Below are 17,482 nucleotides of genomic sequence, written 5' to 3' on the forward strand. Positions count from 1 at the left end.
GTACGCTACCATCAGGAGGGATGACGATGCAGGAGACGTATCAGGTCATGAAGGGAGCGGAGCCGTTTAAGATTGAGGGGTTCCGTGTCGGCGTTCTCGTTTCGCATGGATTTACAGGCACGACGCAGAGCATGCGGCCGCTCGGCAAAGCATTTGCGGATGCTGGCTATACGGCATGCGGGGTTCGCCTGAAAGGGCATGGGACCCACTACGAAGACATGGAGCAGTCAACGTATGAGGACTGGATTGCCTCGGTCGAGGAAGGCTATCAGTGGCTGAAGGAGCGCTGTGACAGCATTTTTGTCGTCGGTCTGTCGATGGGAGGCACGCTCGCGCTTTATATGGCCCAGCACCATCCGGACATAAGCGGAATCGTCACGATTAACGCAGCGGTGGATGTACCGGATATGGAGCAGGTGAAGCATAGGCAGGAGCGGTATATCGATGCGATTGGTTCCGATATTAAAAAGCCGGAGGTCGTCGAGCTTGCTTATGAAAAGACGCCGGTCGCTTCAGTGAAACAGATCCTGGAGCTGATGAAGCAGGTGAAGCTCGATCTGCCCCGCGTCGCTTGTCCGGCCCTCATCATGGCTTCCACTGAGGATCACGTGGTCCCGCCGGAAAATTCTAATTTAATATATGATCAGATCAGCTCTGATCAAAAAACGTTTCTTGAATTGAAGAACAGCTATCACGTCGCTACGCTCGACAACGATCAGCAGCAAATTATTGAGGAGTCGCTTACGTTCATGAAGCAGCACGCCGTGTTTAACCAGGAGTAAATCATTCTGAAAAAGGAGTGGAAAACATGAAAGCTGCTGTCTGGTACAAAGCAAAGGATCTGCGCGTGGAACAGGTGGAGGAACCCCAGGTCAATGGAAAACACGACGTAAAAATCAAAGTCGGCTGGTGCGGGATCTGCGGAAGCGATCTGCATGAATACGCTGCGGGCCCGATCTTTATTCCGGTCGGCACGCCGCATCCGATCAGCGGGGGCCAGGCGCCGATCGTCATGGGGCACGAGTTTGCCGGCGAAGTGGTGGACGTTGGAAGCGCCGTAACGAAGGTGAAGCCTGGGGACCGGGTGGCGGTCGAGCCGATTCTCGCCCCGAACGAAAACGGCCGCTACGTAGATGCGAAGTACAATCTCTCCCCGCAGCTCGGGTTTCACGGACTGTCCGGCGGAGGAGGCGGCTTCTCCGAATTCACGGTTGTCGGCGAGCATATGGCGCATAAGCTGCCGGATGAACTCTCTGATGAGCAGGGAGCGCTTGTTGAGCCCGCTGCGGTTGCGGTGCATGCCGTCCGGCAAAGCTCCTTTAAGGTCGGAGATACGGCCGCGGTGTTCGGTGCCGGTCCAATCGGCCTCATGGTCATCGATGCGCTAAAAGCAGCCGGCGCTTCTAAGATTTACGTAGTGGAATTGTCCGAAGAGCGTCAGCAGAAAGCGCGCAATCTTGGCGGGATTATCGTGGATCCGGAGCGCGCCGTCGAAGACATTCATGCCGACTGCGGCGGGGTGGACGTCTCGTTCGAGGTAACGGGCGTACCAAAGGTGCTCAACATGGCGCTGCACAGCACGCATACCGGAGGCGAAGCGATTATCGTAAGCATCTGGGAAAGCGAGGCGTCGTTTCAGCCGAACGATCTCGTCATTGCTGAGCGGACGATGAAAGGGATTATTGCCTACCGCGATATTTATCCGCAGGTGATGGAGCTGATGAAGTCCGGCTTCTTTTCAGCGGATGATATGGTCACGTCCCGCATCGGCATCGACGATGTAGTCGACAGCGGATTTGAGGCGCTGCTGCACGATAAAAGCCACGTCAAAATCATGGTGAAACCCTCGTAAAACGACTGGAGGTGTCGAGCATGGAGATAGGCAAACCGGATCTGGCCGATTACATCATGGCGCTTGTGACGAGCAATCTCTTTGCGGTCGTGTTTGCCGTTTCGTTTGCGGTAAGCTCTGATGACGTCTACTGGACGAGCGGAATCGGGGAAGCGATGGTCGTACTGCCTGCTTTATTGGTACGGTTCGTGATCGCGTTTGCCGTCATCAAGCTGGTGATGCTTCTCATCGCAAAACTGTTCAGGTTCCGTATTCACCCGGCAGCGAAAGCAACGTTTCAAGTAAAGCAGGGGAAGGCCTGAGGAAAACGGAAAATACGAGCGAAGCTGAACCCTGTCAGACTTGGGCAGGGTTTGGTTCGTGTTAAGCGGATTTTCGGCATTCAGAAAAAATCCCGGTAAATTTGAACAATTCAGGAACTTTAAGCAGGCACGCTCCGTACAATACAGGTGAGCCATCATTCTTCTTTTAGAAAGGCAGTGAGAAAATGGGTTTTATTTATGCAGGGATTGCGCTTGTCGTTCTCCTTTTTGCTGTAGCGGGCTACTACATATTTATGAAGATCCGCTACCGGACGGCGCGTTCCAATGAAGCACTGATCATTACGGGGCCAAAGCTCGGTGATGAGCAGAAGGAAACGAATATTTTCACCGATAAGGAAGGCCGGTCGATGAAAATTGTCCGCGGCGGCGGGGTGCTGCTCAAGCGGTTCCAGACGTCGACGCCGGTTAACCTGACGTCGTTCCAGCAGAAGCTGACGACGCCGCGAGTGTACACGGAAGGCGGCGTGCCGATCGTTGCGGATGCGGTCGTCATGGTAAAGGTTGCCGATGATCTGAAGGGCATCGCCAACTACGCCGAGCAGTTTCTCGGAAAAGACCAGAAAGAGATTGAAACTGAAATTTCCGAGGTATTAAACGGTAACCTCCGTGCGATTCTTAGTAAAATGTCGGTCGAGCAGATTAACGCAGACCGCGAAGGATTTGCCGAGCAGGTAACGGAAGTAGCGCAGACGCAGCTCGACCGGATGGGCTTTAACATCACGGCGCTGACGCTGACCGATCTGCGAGATGCCGATGAAGAAAACGGCTACCTCGAAAATCTCGGACGTCCGCAGATTGCAAAAGTGCGCAAGGAAGCAGAAGTAGCGGAAGCCGAAAACCTCAGGGAAACGCGGATCAACCAGGCAAAGACAGAAGAAGAAGCAAAGAAGAGCGAGTACGAGAGTGAAATTTCCACGGCTGAGGCGCGCAAGGAAAAAGATATCCGGGCCGCCTCGATCAAAGAGGAAACAGAGCGTGCCCGTGCGAAATCCGAGCAGGCGTACGATCTGGAAAAAGCCGTACTCGACCGTAAAGTGAAAGACGAAGAGTTGAATACGAAGTTTATGGAGCGCGAGCGTTCTGTAAAGCTGGAAGAAGAAGAAAACAAAGTACGCCGCACGAAGCTCGACGCGGACTACTACGAAACGACGAAGAAAGCCGAAGCGAAGGCAAAATCGGACGAGATTTCTGCAGAAGCGAAAGCACGTGCCGACCGTATTGCACAGGAAGCACGCGCACAGATTCGCATCGAAGAAGGAAAGGCCGAAGCCGAGGTTACGCGCGAGCAGGGTAATGCTTCCGCTGAAATTAAGATTCGCGAAGGTCAGGCGGAAGCCCAGATCATCCGCGAAAAAGGGGAAGCAGAAGCAGAAGCACGCCGCCTTCTCGCCGAAGCAATGGCCGAAAACGGCGAAGCGATTATCCGCGAGAAGCTGATCGAAATTCTGCCGCAGGTAGCAGCCGAGTTCGCCCGTCCGCTCTCCAACATCGACTCTGTGAAAGTGATCGACAGCGGCAGCGGAGAAGGCATGAACACGATGGGCAACAGTGTGGCGCGCAACCTGATGAGCATGCAGGAGCCGGTAAAGGAAGCGACCGGCCTCGACATCGCGAACCTCGTCAAGGATTTCGCCGGCAAAAGCTCCGACAAAGTCAAAAGCGGCCTCGATTCGCTGCAGAATCTGCAGGGCAGCACGATGGCCGACGAATCGGCTGACGTCGCGACAGCGATGAAGACGGAAGACGACGACCGTACAGAAGCAGCAGACGATCAAAGCTCTACAGAAGAAAACGACGGTAAAAACTAACGAACATGCCCGGTGCATACAGCTGCACCGGGTTTTTAATCTGTATACCGAGGATATGGGCTTTAAGCGGCGCGCTGGACCGGTGAGACCGTTTTCTTCAGTACCAGGTGGGCAGCGGGACCATGTAACGGCGCTTACGAACATTGAGCCTCCCGAAAGAAAAACGTATACTTAAGCTTGTGTGAAAAACGAGAAGGGATGATGTCTGAATGAAAAAAGCGACCATACTTACCGGTACAGCGCTAGCTTCTGTGATGCTGCTCGCGGCATGCGGCGATAACGATGGCAATACGAACGAAGAAGCAGCACAGGAGGGCGGAGGCGGCTCTATTGAACTCGGCTATAACAACTGGACGGAAAACATTGCGATTACGAATATGTGGAAGCTGCTTCTGGAGGAGCAGGGCTATGACGTAGAAATTACGATGTCAGAGAAATCACCGATCTGGGTCGGTGTCGCAAACGGCGACCTTGATGCTGCGCTGGAAGTATGGCTTCCAACGACCGATGAACCGCTTTACGAGGAGCACGGCGATAACCTGGAGCTGAGCGAAACGACGTGGTTTGAAGGCACTGGTCTCGGACTCGCAGTACCGGAATACGTCGACATCGACAGCATTGACGAATTAAACGACAACGTCGATATGTTCGACGGGGAAATCGTCGGTATCGATGCCGGAGCAAGCTTGACAAGACTGACAGAAGATGTCGTTGAGGACTACGATCTTGACTACGAACTGCTCGTCAGCTCGGAGCCAGCTATGATTTCAGAGCTGGACACGGCCTACAACAACGAAGAGCCCGTTCTGATTACGATGTGGAACCCGCACTGGGCGTTCTCCGATTATGATATTAAGTATCTGGAGGATCCGCAGGGCGTTTACGGCGATCCGGAAGACATCTACTACATGACGCGTGAAGGCTTCCACGAGGAGCACCCGGAAGTGATCGAATGGTGGGACAACTGGGAAATGGACGACGATACGCTTGGTGAGCTGATGTCCTACATCAACGACATGGATGATGAAGTTGAAGGCGCCGAGGCATGGATCGACGATAATCGCGACATGGTGGAGGAATGGATTCAGTAGACGAGAAGCTGAACAGTCCCCAGGATGAACGAGCGTTTTAGCATCTGGAGCTGGGAGGGGACGACGTCGTAAAAGCTGACCTGCTCATCAATGACGTACGATTCCGTGGTAGCAGTGCAAAAAGAACAGATGACGCTTACGTCGGTACCGTCAAATGAAAAAGTGGCCTCTGCGGCCACTTTTTTCGTATATTAAGGCTTACGTCCCGCAAAACGTGCGGTAGCCGCCTTCATCATCAGGCGGAGCGCAGAAGCGTGCCGGCTTTTCAGCCTGATACGGATCTGATAAAACGGCAAGCAGCTCGTGGAACGGTTCCATATCATCTTCCTGCACCGCCGCACGCAGGGCTTCTTCCACGAGATGGTTTCGCGGAATGACGGCGGGGTTATGCTGTTTCATAAGCGTCTGCGCTTGTTCCAGGGAGGTGTTTTCCTCCGAGAGCCGCGCATGCCAACGCTCCTGCCAGCGGCCGAATGCGTCGCCGGGCAGGCCGCCTTCTGCAAGGGTGCGGAACGTATTCGTAAAGTCGGCTTTCTCCTGTTCCATCAGACCAAGCAGCTCATCGGCAAGGGCGGCATCGCCGGCTTTTGCCTCATGAAGGCCGAGCTTGCGGCGCATGCCGTCCTGCCAGGCGGCTTCATAATGAGATCGGAACGAATCGATCGCCTGCTGGGCTTTTGCGAGTGCCTCTTCATCATCTTCAGCAAGGAGCGGCATCATGGACTCAGCCAGGCGCGCCAGGTTCCAGGCGGCGATATACGGCTGGTTTTGATAGGCGTAGCGGCCGCCGGCGTCAATGGAGCTGAACACCGTTTTTGGATCATAGGCATTCATGAACGCACAGGGGCCGTAATCAATCGTTTCGCCGCTGATCGTCATGTTGTCGGTGTTCATCACGCCGTGAATGAAGCCGACCAGCTGCCAGGAAGCGATCAGCTCGGCCTGGCGCTTTACAACGGCGTGCAGCAGCTGTTCATAGCGGTCGTCGCTGCCCGAAGCCTCCGGCAGGTGCCGGCTCACTGCATACTCAGCGAGAGCTTCCCAGTCCTCGTATGAGCCGCCGCGACGGGCGAATTCAAACGTTCCGACGCGCAGATGGCTGGAAGCGGTCCGGGTCAGTACAGCGCCGGGGAGGGCCGTCTCCCGATAGACGTCCTCTCCTGTTTTCACGACAGCGAGGCTGCGGTTCGTGCGGATGCCGAGATGATGCATCGCTTCGCTGATCAAATATTCCCGCAGCATCGGACCAAGCGCAGCCCGACCGTCTCCGCCGCGTGAATATGGCGTCGGTCCAGATCCTTTCAGCTGTATATCAATGAGTTTGCCGTCAGCGGTCAGCTGCTCGCCGACCATCAAGGCGCGTCCGTCTCCAAGCATGGTGAAATTGCCAAACTGATGACCGGCATAAGCTTGAGCGAAGGGGACCGCCCCCTCCGGCATCCGGTTTCCGGCAAGCACATCCGCCTCTTTGCGGAGTGCTTCCGGGTCAAGGCCGAGCTCCCGGGCATGGTCGTCGTTGAGCAGCAGCAGGCTGGGAGAGGCGACCGGCTTCAGCGTCAGCTGCTGATAGAACAGGTCGCGGAGCTCCAGATAACTGTGCTGGAGCTTCCAGCCGGTGTGAAGCTTTTGGTCTGCCATGAAACATCCGTCCTTTCAAACATGTCTTGCTTTTATGATACGCCCGTGCTGGAAGGAAATGCAATTAGGAGGGCCGCCGCTGGAGTAAAAACAAGACGACGAGCAGAGCAGGGATGAAATAATTCAGCGGGTTCGTTTCCAATCGTAAGCCGAATACATATTGAAAAAGCAGGTAGCTGCCAAAAATGGCGGTGAGCACTAGAAGGAACGCTCTGGTCATTCGTTTTTCTTCCCTTCCCAATTGTTATATCCTCTCAGGCTGAGCATACCCAATTTACCTGGCAATAGGCCTGTTTTTGATGAAAAAGGAGGACTGTGTGATGCTTTTCCATAATTGCTTAGCAGAAGCGGCTTTTTCTCTCGTCATCGAGGGTACATAATAGAAAGAGACAGACGATGGAGGAACGTGCCAATGATTGACATGATACTGACAACTTTGCGCGAGCTGGGATGGATGGGCCTTTTTCTCGGCGTGGCGGTTGAAGCCTTGTCGATTCCCTTTCCAGCAGCAATTATTTTTTTGCTCTATGGTTATTTGATAGACCCGACCGGAATGGATCTCGTCTGGCTGAGCCTGGCTTCTGCCGCGATTTATACAGCCGTGGCGTTTTTGCCGTACGCCCTTTCCGTCAAATTTAAGTATGTTGTAGAACGGCGCATCCGCACCGGCCGAGCCCAGCGGATGGTCCGTTTCATGCAGAAATACCGAGGCTGGACGATTGCCGCCGGGCGGGTGCTCGGGATGGGGTATATCGTTTATGTAGCCGCATTTTGCCGCATCAGCCCGGCAAGATACGGCATCTTTACGTTTATCGGCGTGCTGCCGGTTGCATTTCTCATGCTGTACTTAGGCGGGCTCGGCAATGTAGAAGCCGTTTACGCGGCTTTTCAGCAGGTGCAGTACGTCATCACTGCCGTGATTGTTCTGGCGATTGGCGGCTATGTGTACTATCGGATCCGCCAGCGGAAAAAACATCATAAGCGCCAGCTCTAGCAGCTGGCAGAAAGTTTTAGTAGACTGAAGAAAAGAGAAAACAGGAGGATGACAGCATGGCAGACGTAATCGTTTATTCTGCGCCGGACTGCGTAGAATGTTCTTTTGTAAAACAGATGCTCGATCGAAAAGGCGTTTCCTATGAAGTAAGAGATATTATGGCGGAGAAAGCCTACCGCGAAGAAGTGCAGGAGCTCGGACTGCTCGGGGTTCCGGTGACCGTTTATGAAGGCGAAGCAGTCAAGGGCATGAATCCGGAGCTGGAGGCGCTCGTCAATCGTGCAGCAGGCGAACGAACGTGACTGTATCTATCGAAGCCGCAGGGGCAAACGGGTTCCTGCGGCTTCACGTCATTAAACGTACTTATCCGACAGCCGCCTTTGCGGAAGACCGGGACTGGCTGACGGCGGACGTCACGCTCACTGCAGACGGCCGGTCGGCTCGATTGACCGATACCGTGCTGCAAAGCGGCGAGCTCGCCGTATGGGCAAGGCAGCTTGAAAGCTCGAACAAGATACTCGTCCTCAGCAGTGCAGAGCCGATCGTCGAGCTCGTTATCGATCGCAAGGCAGGAACCTGCCTCGTACAGCTCGATCCTGTACCGGGAGAGAAAGAGCCGGTACGCGCCGTGCTGAAAGAGTTGGATCTACAAACGCTGCTGCAGCATATACGTGCGGCCCTGCTCGTTTATCCGCCGCAGAAGGAGGAAGCAGATGAAGCTTGAGTGGGATCATGTTGTCCACTACGTGAATGATCCGGAGCAGGCGGCCGAGCAGTGCCGCAGCGCCGGTCTTACCGTGAAAGCGGGAGGGTCTCATGAGAAGTGGGGCACCTGGAACCGGCTGCTCTATGCGGACCTCACGTACATGGAGTTTATTGGCATTGAAAATGAATCCATTGTCAGAGAGCCGGAGGAGCGGAACCTTATTTCGCTCGATTCCTTAAAGCATTTACCGGACGACGAAGTCATGAGCCGGATCGCACTGCGGACGAACGATCTCGATCAGGCTCTGGAGCAGCTTCGTGACAACGGCATCGAGGCCTCGATCAAATCCGGGGAGCGCCGTACAGCGGATGGCACGCTGCTGACGTGGCGCATGCTGCCGATCGAAGGGGAGACGGCAGGCGTTCCGTACCCGTTTTTAATGGAATGGGGCGAGGATGAAGCGTCACGCAGACAAATGCTCCACCAACTGGGAGCGCTGACGCATGAGAGCGGGCCGCTTGAAGCGGCTGGTGCGGTCTGGGAAACGCCGGACCCGGAAGCAGTCACAGCAGAGTGGAGCCGTCTGTTTGGCTTTCAGCAGAACGGCACGGATCTCTGGTTGAACGGCTGCCGGTTTTCCTTTCGGAAGGGGAGCCGGGCCGGCCTGAAAGAGGTGCAATTGACAGCCTCATCAGGGCTTGCCGGAAGAACGCTTACGATCGGGAAAGGCCGATATGTTTTTCTGACCGAAGGAGCGAAATGAAACATAATCGCTCCTTCGACCATGCCATGAGAAGAACCGCTCCTGACTTCAGGAGCGGTTCACATTTTACAGCTTCATGCCGGTACGGCTTTTAAAGCGGCGCAGCAGAATATGACTCTCTACGCGGGTAATGCCTTCAAGTGCATAAAGCTCTTCGTTAATAAAATGCTCCAGCTGAATGAAATCTTCAACAAGCACGTGCATGTGCAGCGTGCTGGGACCGGTCATCTGGTAGCAGCTGGCGACCTTTGGGTTTTCGGCGAGCGTTTCCGCTACCTGGACAAGTGCAGTCGGCTCGCAGTCGACTTCAAAGAAAGCGGAGACGCCTTTGCCTACTTTTTCCGAGTTGATAACGACGCTGAATTTTTCAATAATGCCTTCATCCTGCAGCATCTGCATCCTCTCGCGGACGGAAACACGCGACATACCGACTTCCTTTGCCAGATCGACGTAGGACATACGGCCGTGTTCGCTGAGAATATTGAGCATTTGAATATCTGTTTTGGTTAGTTTCATGGACATCGCCTCGCTCTTCATCAGAATAGGTATTTCTATCGTACCACTCTCCACGGTTCAGCACACCTATTTTCACGTTAATTGGAAAAATCATGAAACCATCCGAAGGCCGGTGCGTATGATAAGTACATGTATACCGAGAGAGGGGGAGAGTTGATGAAGCTGTTTGATAAAATGGATCACGATGACGTCGATAAAGTGGTAATCGTCACAGCGATCATCACGACGATTTGCGCAGTCATTCTTCCGGTCGTGATTCTGCCGATCGTGCAGGGAACCGTGCTGTTTGACCGGGGCAATTGGTTTGTGAATCATACGGGTGCGGCCTACCTTGTCGTGACAGGAGCATTTCTCATTGTCACAGCGGTGTCGCTTTTATATTTTTTTACAAAACGGTACTGGATCAACAAGCATCCGATCGTACCGGCGCTGATTGTCTTTTTCCTCATGCTGCTCTCGTTTCCGGCGGGCTGGGTCGGGGCGATGAATTACTACTATTTTACGGATGAGGGCTTCACTGTCAATGAAATGTTGAGCTTAGACGAAACGTTTTACGCGTGGGAGGACGTCGAGCTGCTTACATTGACGATCACCGATGATGAGACAAGTGCGGCGTACGATACGATCGAGCTTACGTTTGAGAACGGTGACCGGTTCGAATTCGATGCGAGCGACCCGAATTTCCTCAACCACCGTCGCAATATCATGCAGATGGTGGAAGCACACGGCGGAGAAGTGGACCGCGGCAGATAGACAAAAAACGCCTGTTCCGAACGTGCGATTCGGAGCAGGCGTTTCGTTATGAGAGATTAATTAAAAACGTTGTCGCGATGCCGAAGTAAATCAGCAGCGATAAAATATCGTTGATCGTCGTGATAAGCGGACCGGAAGCGATGGCCGGGTCGACGTTCAGCTTATACAGAATAAGCGGAATGATCGTTCCGGCAAGCGTGCCGATAATCAGTGTCAGCAGAAGGGACGAGCCGACGACAAGTCCGAGCTGCAGATCTCCTTGCCAAAAGAAGGCGACGAAGGTGATCAGAATACCGCACGTAATACCAATTAAAATACCGACCCAGAACTCACGCAATATGAGCTGTGCGGTCTGTTTAAAGGTTAAATCCTCCTGCACAAGCCCGCGGACGACGACAGCGAGCGACTGGGTGCCGGTGTTTCCGGTCATCCCGGCGATCATAGGCATGAAAAAGGCAAGCGCCACCACTGCATCGAGTGTTCCTTCAAAGCCGCTGATAATCCCTCCGGAGACGAGGCCGACGAATAACAGGATGATCAGCCACGGAAGGCGTCTGTAGGCTGCAACGATCGGTTTGGTGGAAAAATCGATGTCCTTACCGGATGCAGAAAGACGTTCAATGTCTTCATTCGCTTCCTGAATCACGACGTCGATAATGTCGTCGACGGTGATCACGCCGGCTAGCGTGTTGTCTTCTTTGACGACAGGAAGGGAAACGAAGTCGTAGCGGCTGATCAGCTTCGCGGCTTCCTCCTGATCCTCGGTGACCTCTACTTTCACCACGCGTCCGTACATGACATCTTCAATTTTGGCGTCAGCCTCCGCAAGCAGCAGGTCGCGATAGGAAACCACGCCCACGAGCTTGCGCTCCTCGTCGATGACGTACAGGTAGTTTAAGTATTCAGCGAGCTCGGCGAATTCCTTCAGCTTATCAACGGCTTCGCCGATCGTATAATGCTTTTTGATCCAGACGAAGCGGTTGTTCATGAGCCGTCCAGCCGTTTCCGGCGGATAGTTCATAATATCCTGTACCATCTGTGATTCTTCCCGCTTCATATCCCCGAGAAGCTCCTTCATCTTTTCTGGCTCAAGATCTGTCAGAAAAGAGGCGAGCTCATCGTTTTCCATGAGGTCGAGCACTTTTGTGGACCGTTTGGCGCCGAGGCGGTCGAGTACGTCGAGCTGGTCATCCTGATCGAGCTCGCCCATGAGGTCGGTCAATTCCTCAATCGTCATGTAGGCTAAAAATTTATAGCGGTGCTTCTCGGGAATTTCTTTGTACTGCCACGCCATATCGTATGGCTGCAGTTCTTCCATCAGCTCTTGAAATGCCTTGCGGCGGCCTTCTTTCAGCGTTTGAATGACGGCAAGCGTCAATTCGTTTTCGGTCATGTTGATCGGCATGGCGTTCCCTCCATTCCTGCTGCTGTTTCTATCATCCCATACCACTTGTGAAAAGAGAATAGGGTGGGGGCTGTTTCACGTGAAACACGTGCAAGCTAACGATCTGCTTTCTGGCTAAGACAGGGGTTGTTAAGACTGGCTGATGCCGTCGATAATCGCCTTCTCCACGTTGGAGAGGTGGGTGAGCATCGCTTGTCTTGCTGCGTCTGCGCTGCCGGATTGAATCGCCTCATAAATCACCACATGCTCTTCATACAGCCGTGTGAGCGTCTTTTTTTCAGAGAAGAGCCAGACGCGCCGCGCTTCGTACATCGTACGCCTGAGTGTATCGGCGAGCTGTGCCATCATGCTGTACAGCGTTTTATTGCCGGCAGCCGCCGCAACGGCTAGATGAAAAGCAACATCGGACGCTTCGCCTACATCTTCCCCGGAAGCTGCGGCCATATCGTCGAGCGCTTCCTGCATGACGCGCAGGTGTTCGTCGTTTCGCTTCCCGGCAGCAAGCTCCGCGGCCCCGGCTTCCATCAGCTTGCGAACCTCAAAGAGCTCGAGCATCTCCTGTCTGGAAATCACCCGCTCCGATTTGAGTGGATCTGACATACTGGAAAAGTCATAGTCGTTTACAAACGTTCCCTCTCCCTGGCGGATCGTAACAGCGCCAACCGCTCGAAGCGCACTGAGTGCCTCCCGGACGGCAGAACGGCTCACTTGAAACTCCTCGGCAAGATGTACGACAGAATGAAGCTTTTCACCGGGCTTCAGCTCTCCGGAACGCATTTGTTCTTCGATCTGTTCGCGAACGATCTCAGAAATTTTTTTATTTTTAATCTGCTTAAAGCTCATAGCGGCAATCTCCTTCTTTTAGCTGACGGTCTTTTCAAAACATACCATTCCAACCGGCAGGATTCAATTCCGGCAGCAAAAAGACGCCCGAGGTTCAGGCGTCTTCAATAATAATATAGTGGGCGCTGATTGGACCGTGGACTCCAACGATCAGCCTCATTTCAATATCGGCTGAGTTGCTCGGGCCGGAAATGAAGTTGACGCATGATGGCACCGTGCCGTTTTCCTTGCGGCGCCTGTGAATTTCAGCGGCTGCCTGCGTCATGCGCGGCACGATGGTCGAACGGGGGATAAGGGCAATATGCACTTCCGGCAGCAGGCTGACGGCACGCCCTTTTCCCGGCGCGCTGAACAGCACAACCGTGCCGGACTCAGCGAGGGTGATGTCGGAGAAGGTGACACCGATTTTTGCGCGCTCGGCAAATCGGGTCATCTCCTCGCGGTTTTCATCCGTCCACGCTTTGCTTTCTTCGAGAGAATCCATCACGTGATCAATCCCGAAATCCGCAAACCGCTCATCTGACCAGTATACGGCAGGGAAGGAGCCGAACCGCTCCAGGGCTGAAGCAAGCACGTCCGGAAGATCTGCCTTTTGCGTTGTGTCGACAGACGTGTGAATCGCATCGCACTGCCGGATGAGGATCTCCTGCAATTCTGCCGGAGAAGCTCCTGCGAAGACCTCATACTGCGGCTGTTTGCTCCAGACAGGGCGCTTCACGCCTTCTGTGCGCCGGCTTCGTCCGAGACGATCGGCGATGTTGGCTAAAAACGTATCCTGATTATGAATCGTTCCCACGGCGTTTCCTCCTTTCCCGTTCCTCAAACCAGTCGCGGAACCGATCTTCTTTTTGCGACGGCAGTGTGCGGATCTGCGTCCAAAGCTTCACAGGACCGGGACCGCTTTCCTTGGTACTGAATTTATCGACGAAAGGTCCTGCTGATTTTCCTCCCAGCTGAAACAGTTTCGGATGGCTGGCTGCGTAGGCGAATCCCTGCATCGCAAGCTTTTCTGCAAACCCGGAGCCGCCTTCGTGCTCGACGATGTCCTTGCGGTGCTCAATTAACAGCTCGTGCAGCGGAATTTTAACCGGGCAGGCATCCGTGCAGGCAGCGCAGAGCGACGAGGCAAACGGCAGCTCTTTGTTGTTCTCATAGCCTTCCAGAAGGGGAGTGAGCACTGCTCCGATCGGACCCGGGTAAATCGAGCCGTAGGAGTGGCCGCCAACATGCCGGTAAACCGGGCAGACGTTAATGCAGGCCGCACAGCGAATACACTGCAGCGCGCTCTGATATTTCGTTCCGAGAATCTTGGATCGCCCGTTGTCGACGATGACGATATGAAACTCCTCCGGCGCGTGCTCATCCGTTGCTTCCGATGGTGTCAGTCCGGTGACATAGCTCGTCAGTTTCTGACCGACGGCGCTTCGGCAGAGCATGCTGACAAGTATGTCAAGCTCCTCCCACGTCGGAACGATCCGCTCCATACCCATGACGCTGATCTGCGTTTTTGGAAGCGCGGTCACCATGCGGGCATTTCCTTCATTTGTAACGAGCGAGACGGAGCCCGACTCGGCAACTGCAAAGTTGCAGCCGGTGATGCCGACGTCAGCGCTTAAAAAGTCCTGGCGCAGCTGCTCGCGGGCAAACCGTCCGAGCTCCTGCGGGTCGGACGATTTATCGTACGCGCGTTTTTCGTGGAACGTTTCACGGATCTGTTCTTTATTTTTATGAAGGGCCGGGACGACAATATGCGACGGCGGATCGTGATCGTCAAGCTGCAGAATCCATTCGCCGAGGTCAGACTCAATCACCTCGCAGCCGATATCGCGAATGGCCTCGTTCATGCCAATTTCTTCCGTTACCATCGACTTTGCCTTCACGACCTTTTTCGCTTCCTTGCGTTGAATCACCGACTGAATATAGTCATTTGCTTCCTCCTTCGTTTCGGCGAAAAAAACGTGGCCGCCCTGGGCGGAGGCATTTTCAGCAAACTGCTGTAAATAGAAGTCAAGGTTATCGAGCGTATGCTGGCGGATCTCTTCTGCATGATCGCGCCAGTCCTCCCACGTGCCGAGTTCAGCAGTAGAAGCAGCCTTTCGTCCTTCCAGTCGATCCTGAGCACCGGAGACCGCGGAGCGCATGAACGTGTTTTCGATTCCTTTGCCGACCCGGTCAAAAAACGGATCGTTGCTGATACGGATACTCATGAAACCGTCTCCTCTCTGCTGTTTAAAATCTCTGCGATGTGACGGACTTCCACAGGTTTGCCGGTCCGTTCGATACGGCCCCCGATGTTCATCAGGCAGCCAAGATCCGAGCCGACGAGGCAGGCCGCCCCGGTTTCTTCAATATGCTGGACCTTTTCATCGACCATCTGCTCGGAGATCGGCATCATTTTCACTGAAAATGTACCACCGAATCCGCAGCAGTGTTCCTTATAAGGAAGCTCGGTCAGCGTCAGTCCGGATACATGTTTCAGCAGCCGGTAAGGGGCTTCTGTCACGCCGAGAAGGCGCGTCATATGGCAGGAGGAGTGGTAGGTGACGCTCCCATGAAACGTAGCACCAACATCCTCTATTTCCAGCACATCGACGATGAACTGGGTGAGCTCAAACGTTTTGGCAGCGAGCTTTTCTGCTTTCTCTCTCCAAACGTCGTCCTCAGCAAACAGCTTCGGATACTCGTGAATCATCGTTGCGCACGAGCCGGAGGGGGTGACGACCCATTCTTCCTCTTCAAACGTCGTAATCATATGACGGGCCACTGTCTGCGCCTCTTTGTGAAAGCCGCTGTTAAAGGCAGGCTGACCGCAGCAGGTCTGTTTCTTCGGAAAGGAAACGTTGCAGCCAAGCCTTTCAAGCAGTTCAACCGTACTCCGTCCGACAGATGAAGGATAGACAGCATCAGCAAGGCAGGTAATAAAAAGCGATACGTTCATAAATAGTCCTCCTGAAAGTTAAGCAGATTTGGAAACCGCCTCCTGTTCGCTCACCGGCCGTGAACCGCGGTAGATTGCATAGGCGAGCCCGGAAATAACAAGTATGAGGAGCAGGCTTCCAATGTTTAAACCAAATCCATAAAACCAGACGGAGCCGAGTGCTCCGGCAAATACGAGATAGTACGTCGTTGGAATGAGCGTCTTGCGGATCAGCAGCCCCTCTTTGCCGGTTAGTCCGGCAGCGGCGCTTGCCGCGACGACGTTATGGACGCAAATCATGTTCCCGGCGGCACCGCCGATCGCCTGCAGTGCAACCGTCGTTGTGCCGGTGACGCCTATCAGCTCAGCCGTCTCATATTGAAAGCCGGAAAACATCATGTTGCTGATCGTGTTGCTTCCTGCAATAAACGCGCCGAGGGCACCGATGACAGCGGAGACGAGCGGCCATTGGGATCCAAAGACGGATTCAGCGCCGAGTGCAAGCTGAAACGGCATCGTGCCGAACGTGTTCGCTTCGACACCAGTGTTTATAAACACCTGTACCATCGGCACCGCGAAAATCAGTGCAGCTGCAGCGCCAATGGTCGTTTTAAAGGAAAGCGAAGCAGCGCGGCCGAAGCGGGCGACGGGCATCTTATATAAAAGAACAGCCAGCACAGATACGAGGATTAAAATCGCAGCCGGCAGGTAAAGCGGCTGAAACGATACGGCGATCCCCGCATTAAACGGTTCTCCAAAGCTGACAACAACACTTTGCAGCCACGCCTTCACTGGCAGAGCGTCCAGGCGGGTGACGACAAGCAGCAGGCCGACGATGATGTACGGCACCCAGGCTCGGATCATGGACACCTTCGGAAAGCTGCCAACTGCTTCTGTTTTCAGCACGCCTTTCCATTCCGGATCCCAGTTCGATTCTTTCTCAAACTGCCAGTCATCCTTTGGAACGAACAGACCGCGCTTCGCAGCTGGGATGACAATCGCAAGACCGATCAGCCCGCCGAACAGCGACGGGAATTCGGGTCCCATGAAGACGGCGATCAGCATGTACGGAATCGTAAAGGAAACCCCTGCAAACAGAGCGAATTTCCATGCTCGCAGCCCTTCTGTAAACGAGCGGTTTTTTCCGAAAAACTTTGTCAGCATCGCGATCATGATCAGCGGAATAAACGATCCGATAATTGCATGCAGAATGGATACGTGCTGCGTAATTTCCATAAGCGTTGCCGTGCTGAAGCCTGCTGTGTTCTGGAGACCGTCGTTGATGCCGACGAGGACCGGTGTTCCGATCGCGCCGAAAGTCACCGGTGTAGACTGGATCGTAAGGGCAACCATGACGGCCGCCATCGCAGGAAAACCGATGGCTACGAGCAGCGGAGCCGCAATAGCAGCAGGCGTTCCAAAACCGGAAGCCCCTTCGATAAAGGAACCAAACAGCCAGCAGATAATAATCGCCTGAACACGACGGTCCGGAGAGATGTCCGTAAAGCCGCGGCGGATCGTATCAAGTGCTCCGCCTTCCCGCAGCGTGTTCAGCAAAAGCAAAGCGCCGAAAACGATAAGCAGAATCGTGAGAGCCGAAACGAGTCCGTTAACGATCGCGCCGCCGATTTGATTAGCCGGTACGTTCCAGAAGATCATTGCTGCCGCAATGGTGATCAGCAGCGACACCGGCATTGCACGGCTGGCGGGCCAGCGCAAAATAACAAGAAAAAGCAGGACAGCAAGGATCGGGGTAAGTGCAATCAGTGCCAGCATTCCAGTTCCCATTCATATTCCTCCATTCCATTGTAAAACAAGCGTTTAACACATCCAAGAAAAAACAGCTGGTCATCAAGAGAGCAGGTCATCAGAT

At 54.0% G+C, this 17,482-nt stretch carries 19 protein-coding genes; 10 read left to right on the plus strand and 9 right to left on the minus strand.

Features of this window, described 5'->3' with window-relative positions:
• Positions 1–26 precede the first annotated feature (26 nt).
• The 5 genes from ACSZLD_RS13565 (at position 27) to ACSZLD_RS13585 (ending at position 5,074) form a co-directional block, all read left to right on the plus strand.
• Positions 27–782: an alpha/beta hydrolase gene (locus ACSZLD_RS13565; protein WP_444685494.1), complete on the plus strand. Its 756-nt coding sequence runs from the start codon at positions 27–29 to the stop codon at positions 780–782.
• A gap of 26 nt (positions 783–808) precedes the next feature.
• Entirely contained in the window at positions 809–1,852 is a 1,044-nt protein-coding gene (locus ACSZLD_RS13570; protein WP_444685495.1) for a 2,3-butanediol dehydrogenase, read from the plus strand.
• A gap of 20 nt (positions 1,853–1,872) precedes the next feature.
• Complete coding sequence (locus ACSZLD_RS13575) at positions 1,873–2,154, plus strand: hypothetical protein (RefSeq protein WP_444685496.1); 282 nt, start codon at positions 1,873–1,875, stop codon at positions 2,152–2,154.
• A 185-nt stretch (positions 2,155–2,339) separates the two neighbouring features.
• Positions 2,340–3,983 carry a flotillin family protein gene (locus tag ACSZLD_RS13580; protein WP_444685497.1) on the plus strand — a complete coding sequence of 548 codons (1,644 nt, stop codon included), beginning with the start codon at positions 2,340–2,342 and terminating at the stop codon, positions 3,981–3,983.
• A 209-nt stretch (positions 3,984–4,192) separates the two neighbouring features.
• Positions 4,193–5,074: a glycine betaine ABC transporter substrate-binding protein gene (locus ACSZLD_RS13585; protein ID WP_444685498.1), complete on the plus strand. Its 882-nt coding sequence runs from the start codon at positions 4,193–4,195 to the stop codon at positions 5,072–5,074.
• A 198-nt stretch (positions 5,075–5,272) separates the two neighbouring features.
• Here the strand turns inward: ACSZLD_RS13585 and ACSZLD_RS13590 are convergent, their stop codons facing one another.
• On the minus strand, positions 5,273–6,712 hold the full coding sequence (locus ACSZLD_RS13590; RefSeq protein WP_444685499.1) for a protein adenylyltransferase SelO: 1,440 nt from the start codon (positions 6,710–6,712) through the stop codon (positions 5,273–5,275).
• Positions 6,713–6,776: 64 nt separating this feature from the next.
• Positions 6,777–6,932 carry a hypothetical protein gene (locus ACSZLD_RS13595; protein ID WP_377908978.1) on the minus strand — a complete coding sequence of 52 codons (156 nt, stop codon included), beginning with the start codon at positions 6,930–6,932 and terminating at the stop codon, positions 6,777–6,779.
• A 192-nt stretch (positions 6,933–7,124) separates the two neighbouring features.
• Here ACSZLD_RS13595 and ACSZLD_RS13600 point away from each other — a divergent pair, with 192 nt between their 5' ends.
• Genes ACSZLD_RS13600 through ACSZLD_RS13615 form a run of 4 tightly spaced genes read left to right on the plus strand, consistent with a single transcriptional unit; the run spans position 7,125 to position 9,175 of the window.
• Positions 7,125–7,706, plus strand: coding sequence for a DedA family protein (locus ACSZLD_RS13600; RefSeq protein ID WP_444685500.1), 582 nt, complete (start codon positions 7,125–7,127; stop codon positions 7,704–7,706).
• A gap of 56 nt (positions 7,707–7,762) precedes the next feature.
• Positions 7,763–8,008: a glutaredoxin family protein gene (locus tag ACSZLD_RS13605; protein ID WP_377908980.1), complete on the plus strand. Its 246-nt coding sequence runs from the start codon at positions 7,763–7,765 to the stop codon at positions 8,006–8,008.
• Entirely contained in the window at positions 8,005–8,430 is a 426-nt protein-coding gene (locus tag ACSZLD_RS13610; RefSeq protein ID WP_444685501.1) for a WapI family immunity protein, read from the plus strand. The genes ACSZLD_RS13605 and ACSZLD_RS13610 overlap by 4 nt, the downstream gene beginning before the upstream one ends.
• Positions 8,420–9,175, plus strand: a complete 756-nt coding sequence (locus tag ACSZLD_RS13615) for a VOC family protein (protein WP_444685502.1) — start codon at positions 8,420–8,422, stop codon at positions 9,173–9,175. The genes ACSZLD_RS13610 and ACSZLD_RS13615 overlap by 11 nt, the downstream gene beginning before the upstream one ends.
• Positions 9,176–9,241: 66 nt before the next feature.
• Here the strand turns inward: ACSZLD_RS13615 and ACSZLD_RS13620 are convergent, their stop codons facing one another.
• Positions 9,242–9,691, minus strand: a complete 450-nt coding sequence (locus ACSZLD_RS13620) for an Lrp/AsnC family transcriptional regulator (RefSeq protein WP_377909159.1) — start codon at positions 9,689–9,691, stop codon at positions 9,242–9,244.
• A gap of 156 nt (positions 9,692–9,847) precedes the next feature.
• Here ACSZLD_RS13620 and ACSZLD_RS13625 point away from each other — a divergent pair, with 156 nt between their 5' ends.
• Positions 9,848–10,444, plus strand: coding sequence for a hypothetical protein (locus tag ACSZLD_RS13625; protein ID WP_444685503.1), 597 nt, complete (start codon positions 9,848–9,850; stop codon positions 10,442–10,444).
• 46 nt (positions 10,445–10,490) lie between these two features.
• Here ACSZLD_RS13625 and mgtE read toward each other — a convergent pair whose 3' ends face one another.
• The 6 genes from mgtE to ACSZLD_RS13655 all read right to left on the minus strand — a co-directional run bounded on the left by mgtE (position 10,491) and on the right by ACSZLD_RS13655 (position 17,397).
• Positions 10,491–11,849 (minus strand): magnesium transporter, encoded by a 1,359-nt coding sequence (gene mgtE / locus ACSZLD_RS13630; protein WP_444685504.1) that lies wholly within the window; start codon positions 11,847–11,849, stop codon positions 10,491–10,493.
• A 129-nt stretch (positions 11,850–11,978) separates the two neighbouring features.
• Positions 11,979–12,692, minus strand: a complete 714-nt coding sequence (locus tag ACSZLD_RS13635; protein ID WP_444685505.1) for a FadR/GntR family transcriptional regulator — start codon at positions 12,690–12,692, stop codon at positions 11,979–11,981.
• Between the two features lie 94 nt (positions 12,693–12,786).
• On the minus strand, positions 12,787–13,488 hold the full coding sequence (locus ACSZLD_RS13640; RefSeq protein ID WP_444685506.1) for a LutC/YkgG family protein: 702 nt from the start codon (positions 13,486–13,488) through the stop codon (positions 12,787–12,789).
• Positions 13,472–14,899: a LutB/LldF family L-lactate oxidation iron-sulfur protein gene (locus ACSZLD_RS13645; RefSeq protein WP_444685507.1), complete on the minus strand. Its 1,428-nt coding sequence runs from the start codon at positions 14,897–14,899 to the stop codon at positions 13,472–13,474. The genes ACSZLD_RS13640 and ACSZLD_RS13645 overlap by 17 nt, the downstream gene beginning before the upstream one ends.
• Positions 14,896–15,630: a (Fe-S)-binding protein gene (locus ACSZLD_RS13650; protein WP_444685508.1), complete on the minus strand. Its 735-nt coding sequence runs from the start codon at positions 15,628–15,630 to the stop codon at positions 14,896–14,898. The genes ACSZLD_RS13645 and ACSZLD_RS13650 overlap by 4 nt, the downstream gene beginning before the upstream one ends.
• 18 nt (positions 15,631–15,648) lie before the next feature.
• Positions 15,649–17,397, minus strand: a complete 1,749-nt coding sequence (locus tag ACSZLD_RS13655) for an L-lactate permease (protein ID WP_444685509.1) — start codon at positions 17,395–17,397, stop codon at positions 15,649–15,651.
• Positions 17,398–17,482 lie beyond the last annotated feature (85 nt).

It is taken from the genome of Alkalicoccus luteus (genome assembly GCF_052061695.1).
Taxonomy (GTDB): domain Bacteria; phylum Bacillota; class Bacilli; order Bacillales; family Salisediminibacteriaceae; genus Alkalicoccus; species Alkalicoccus luteus.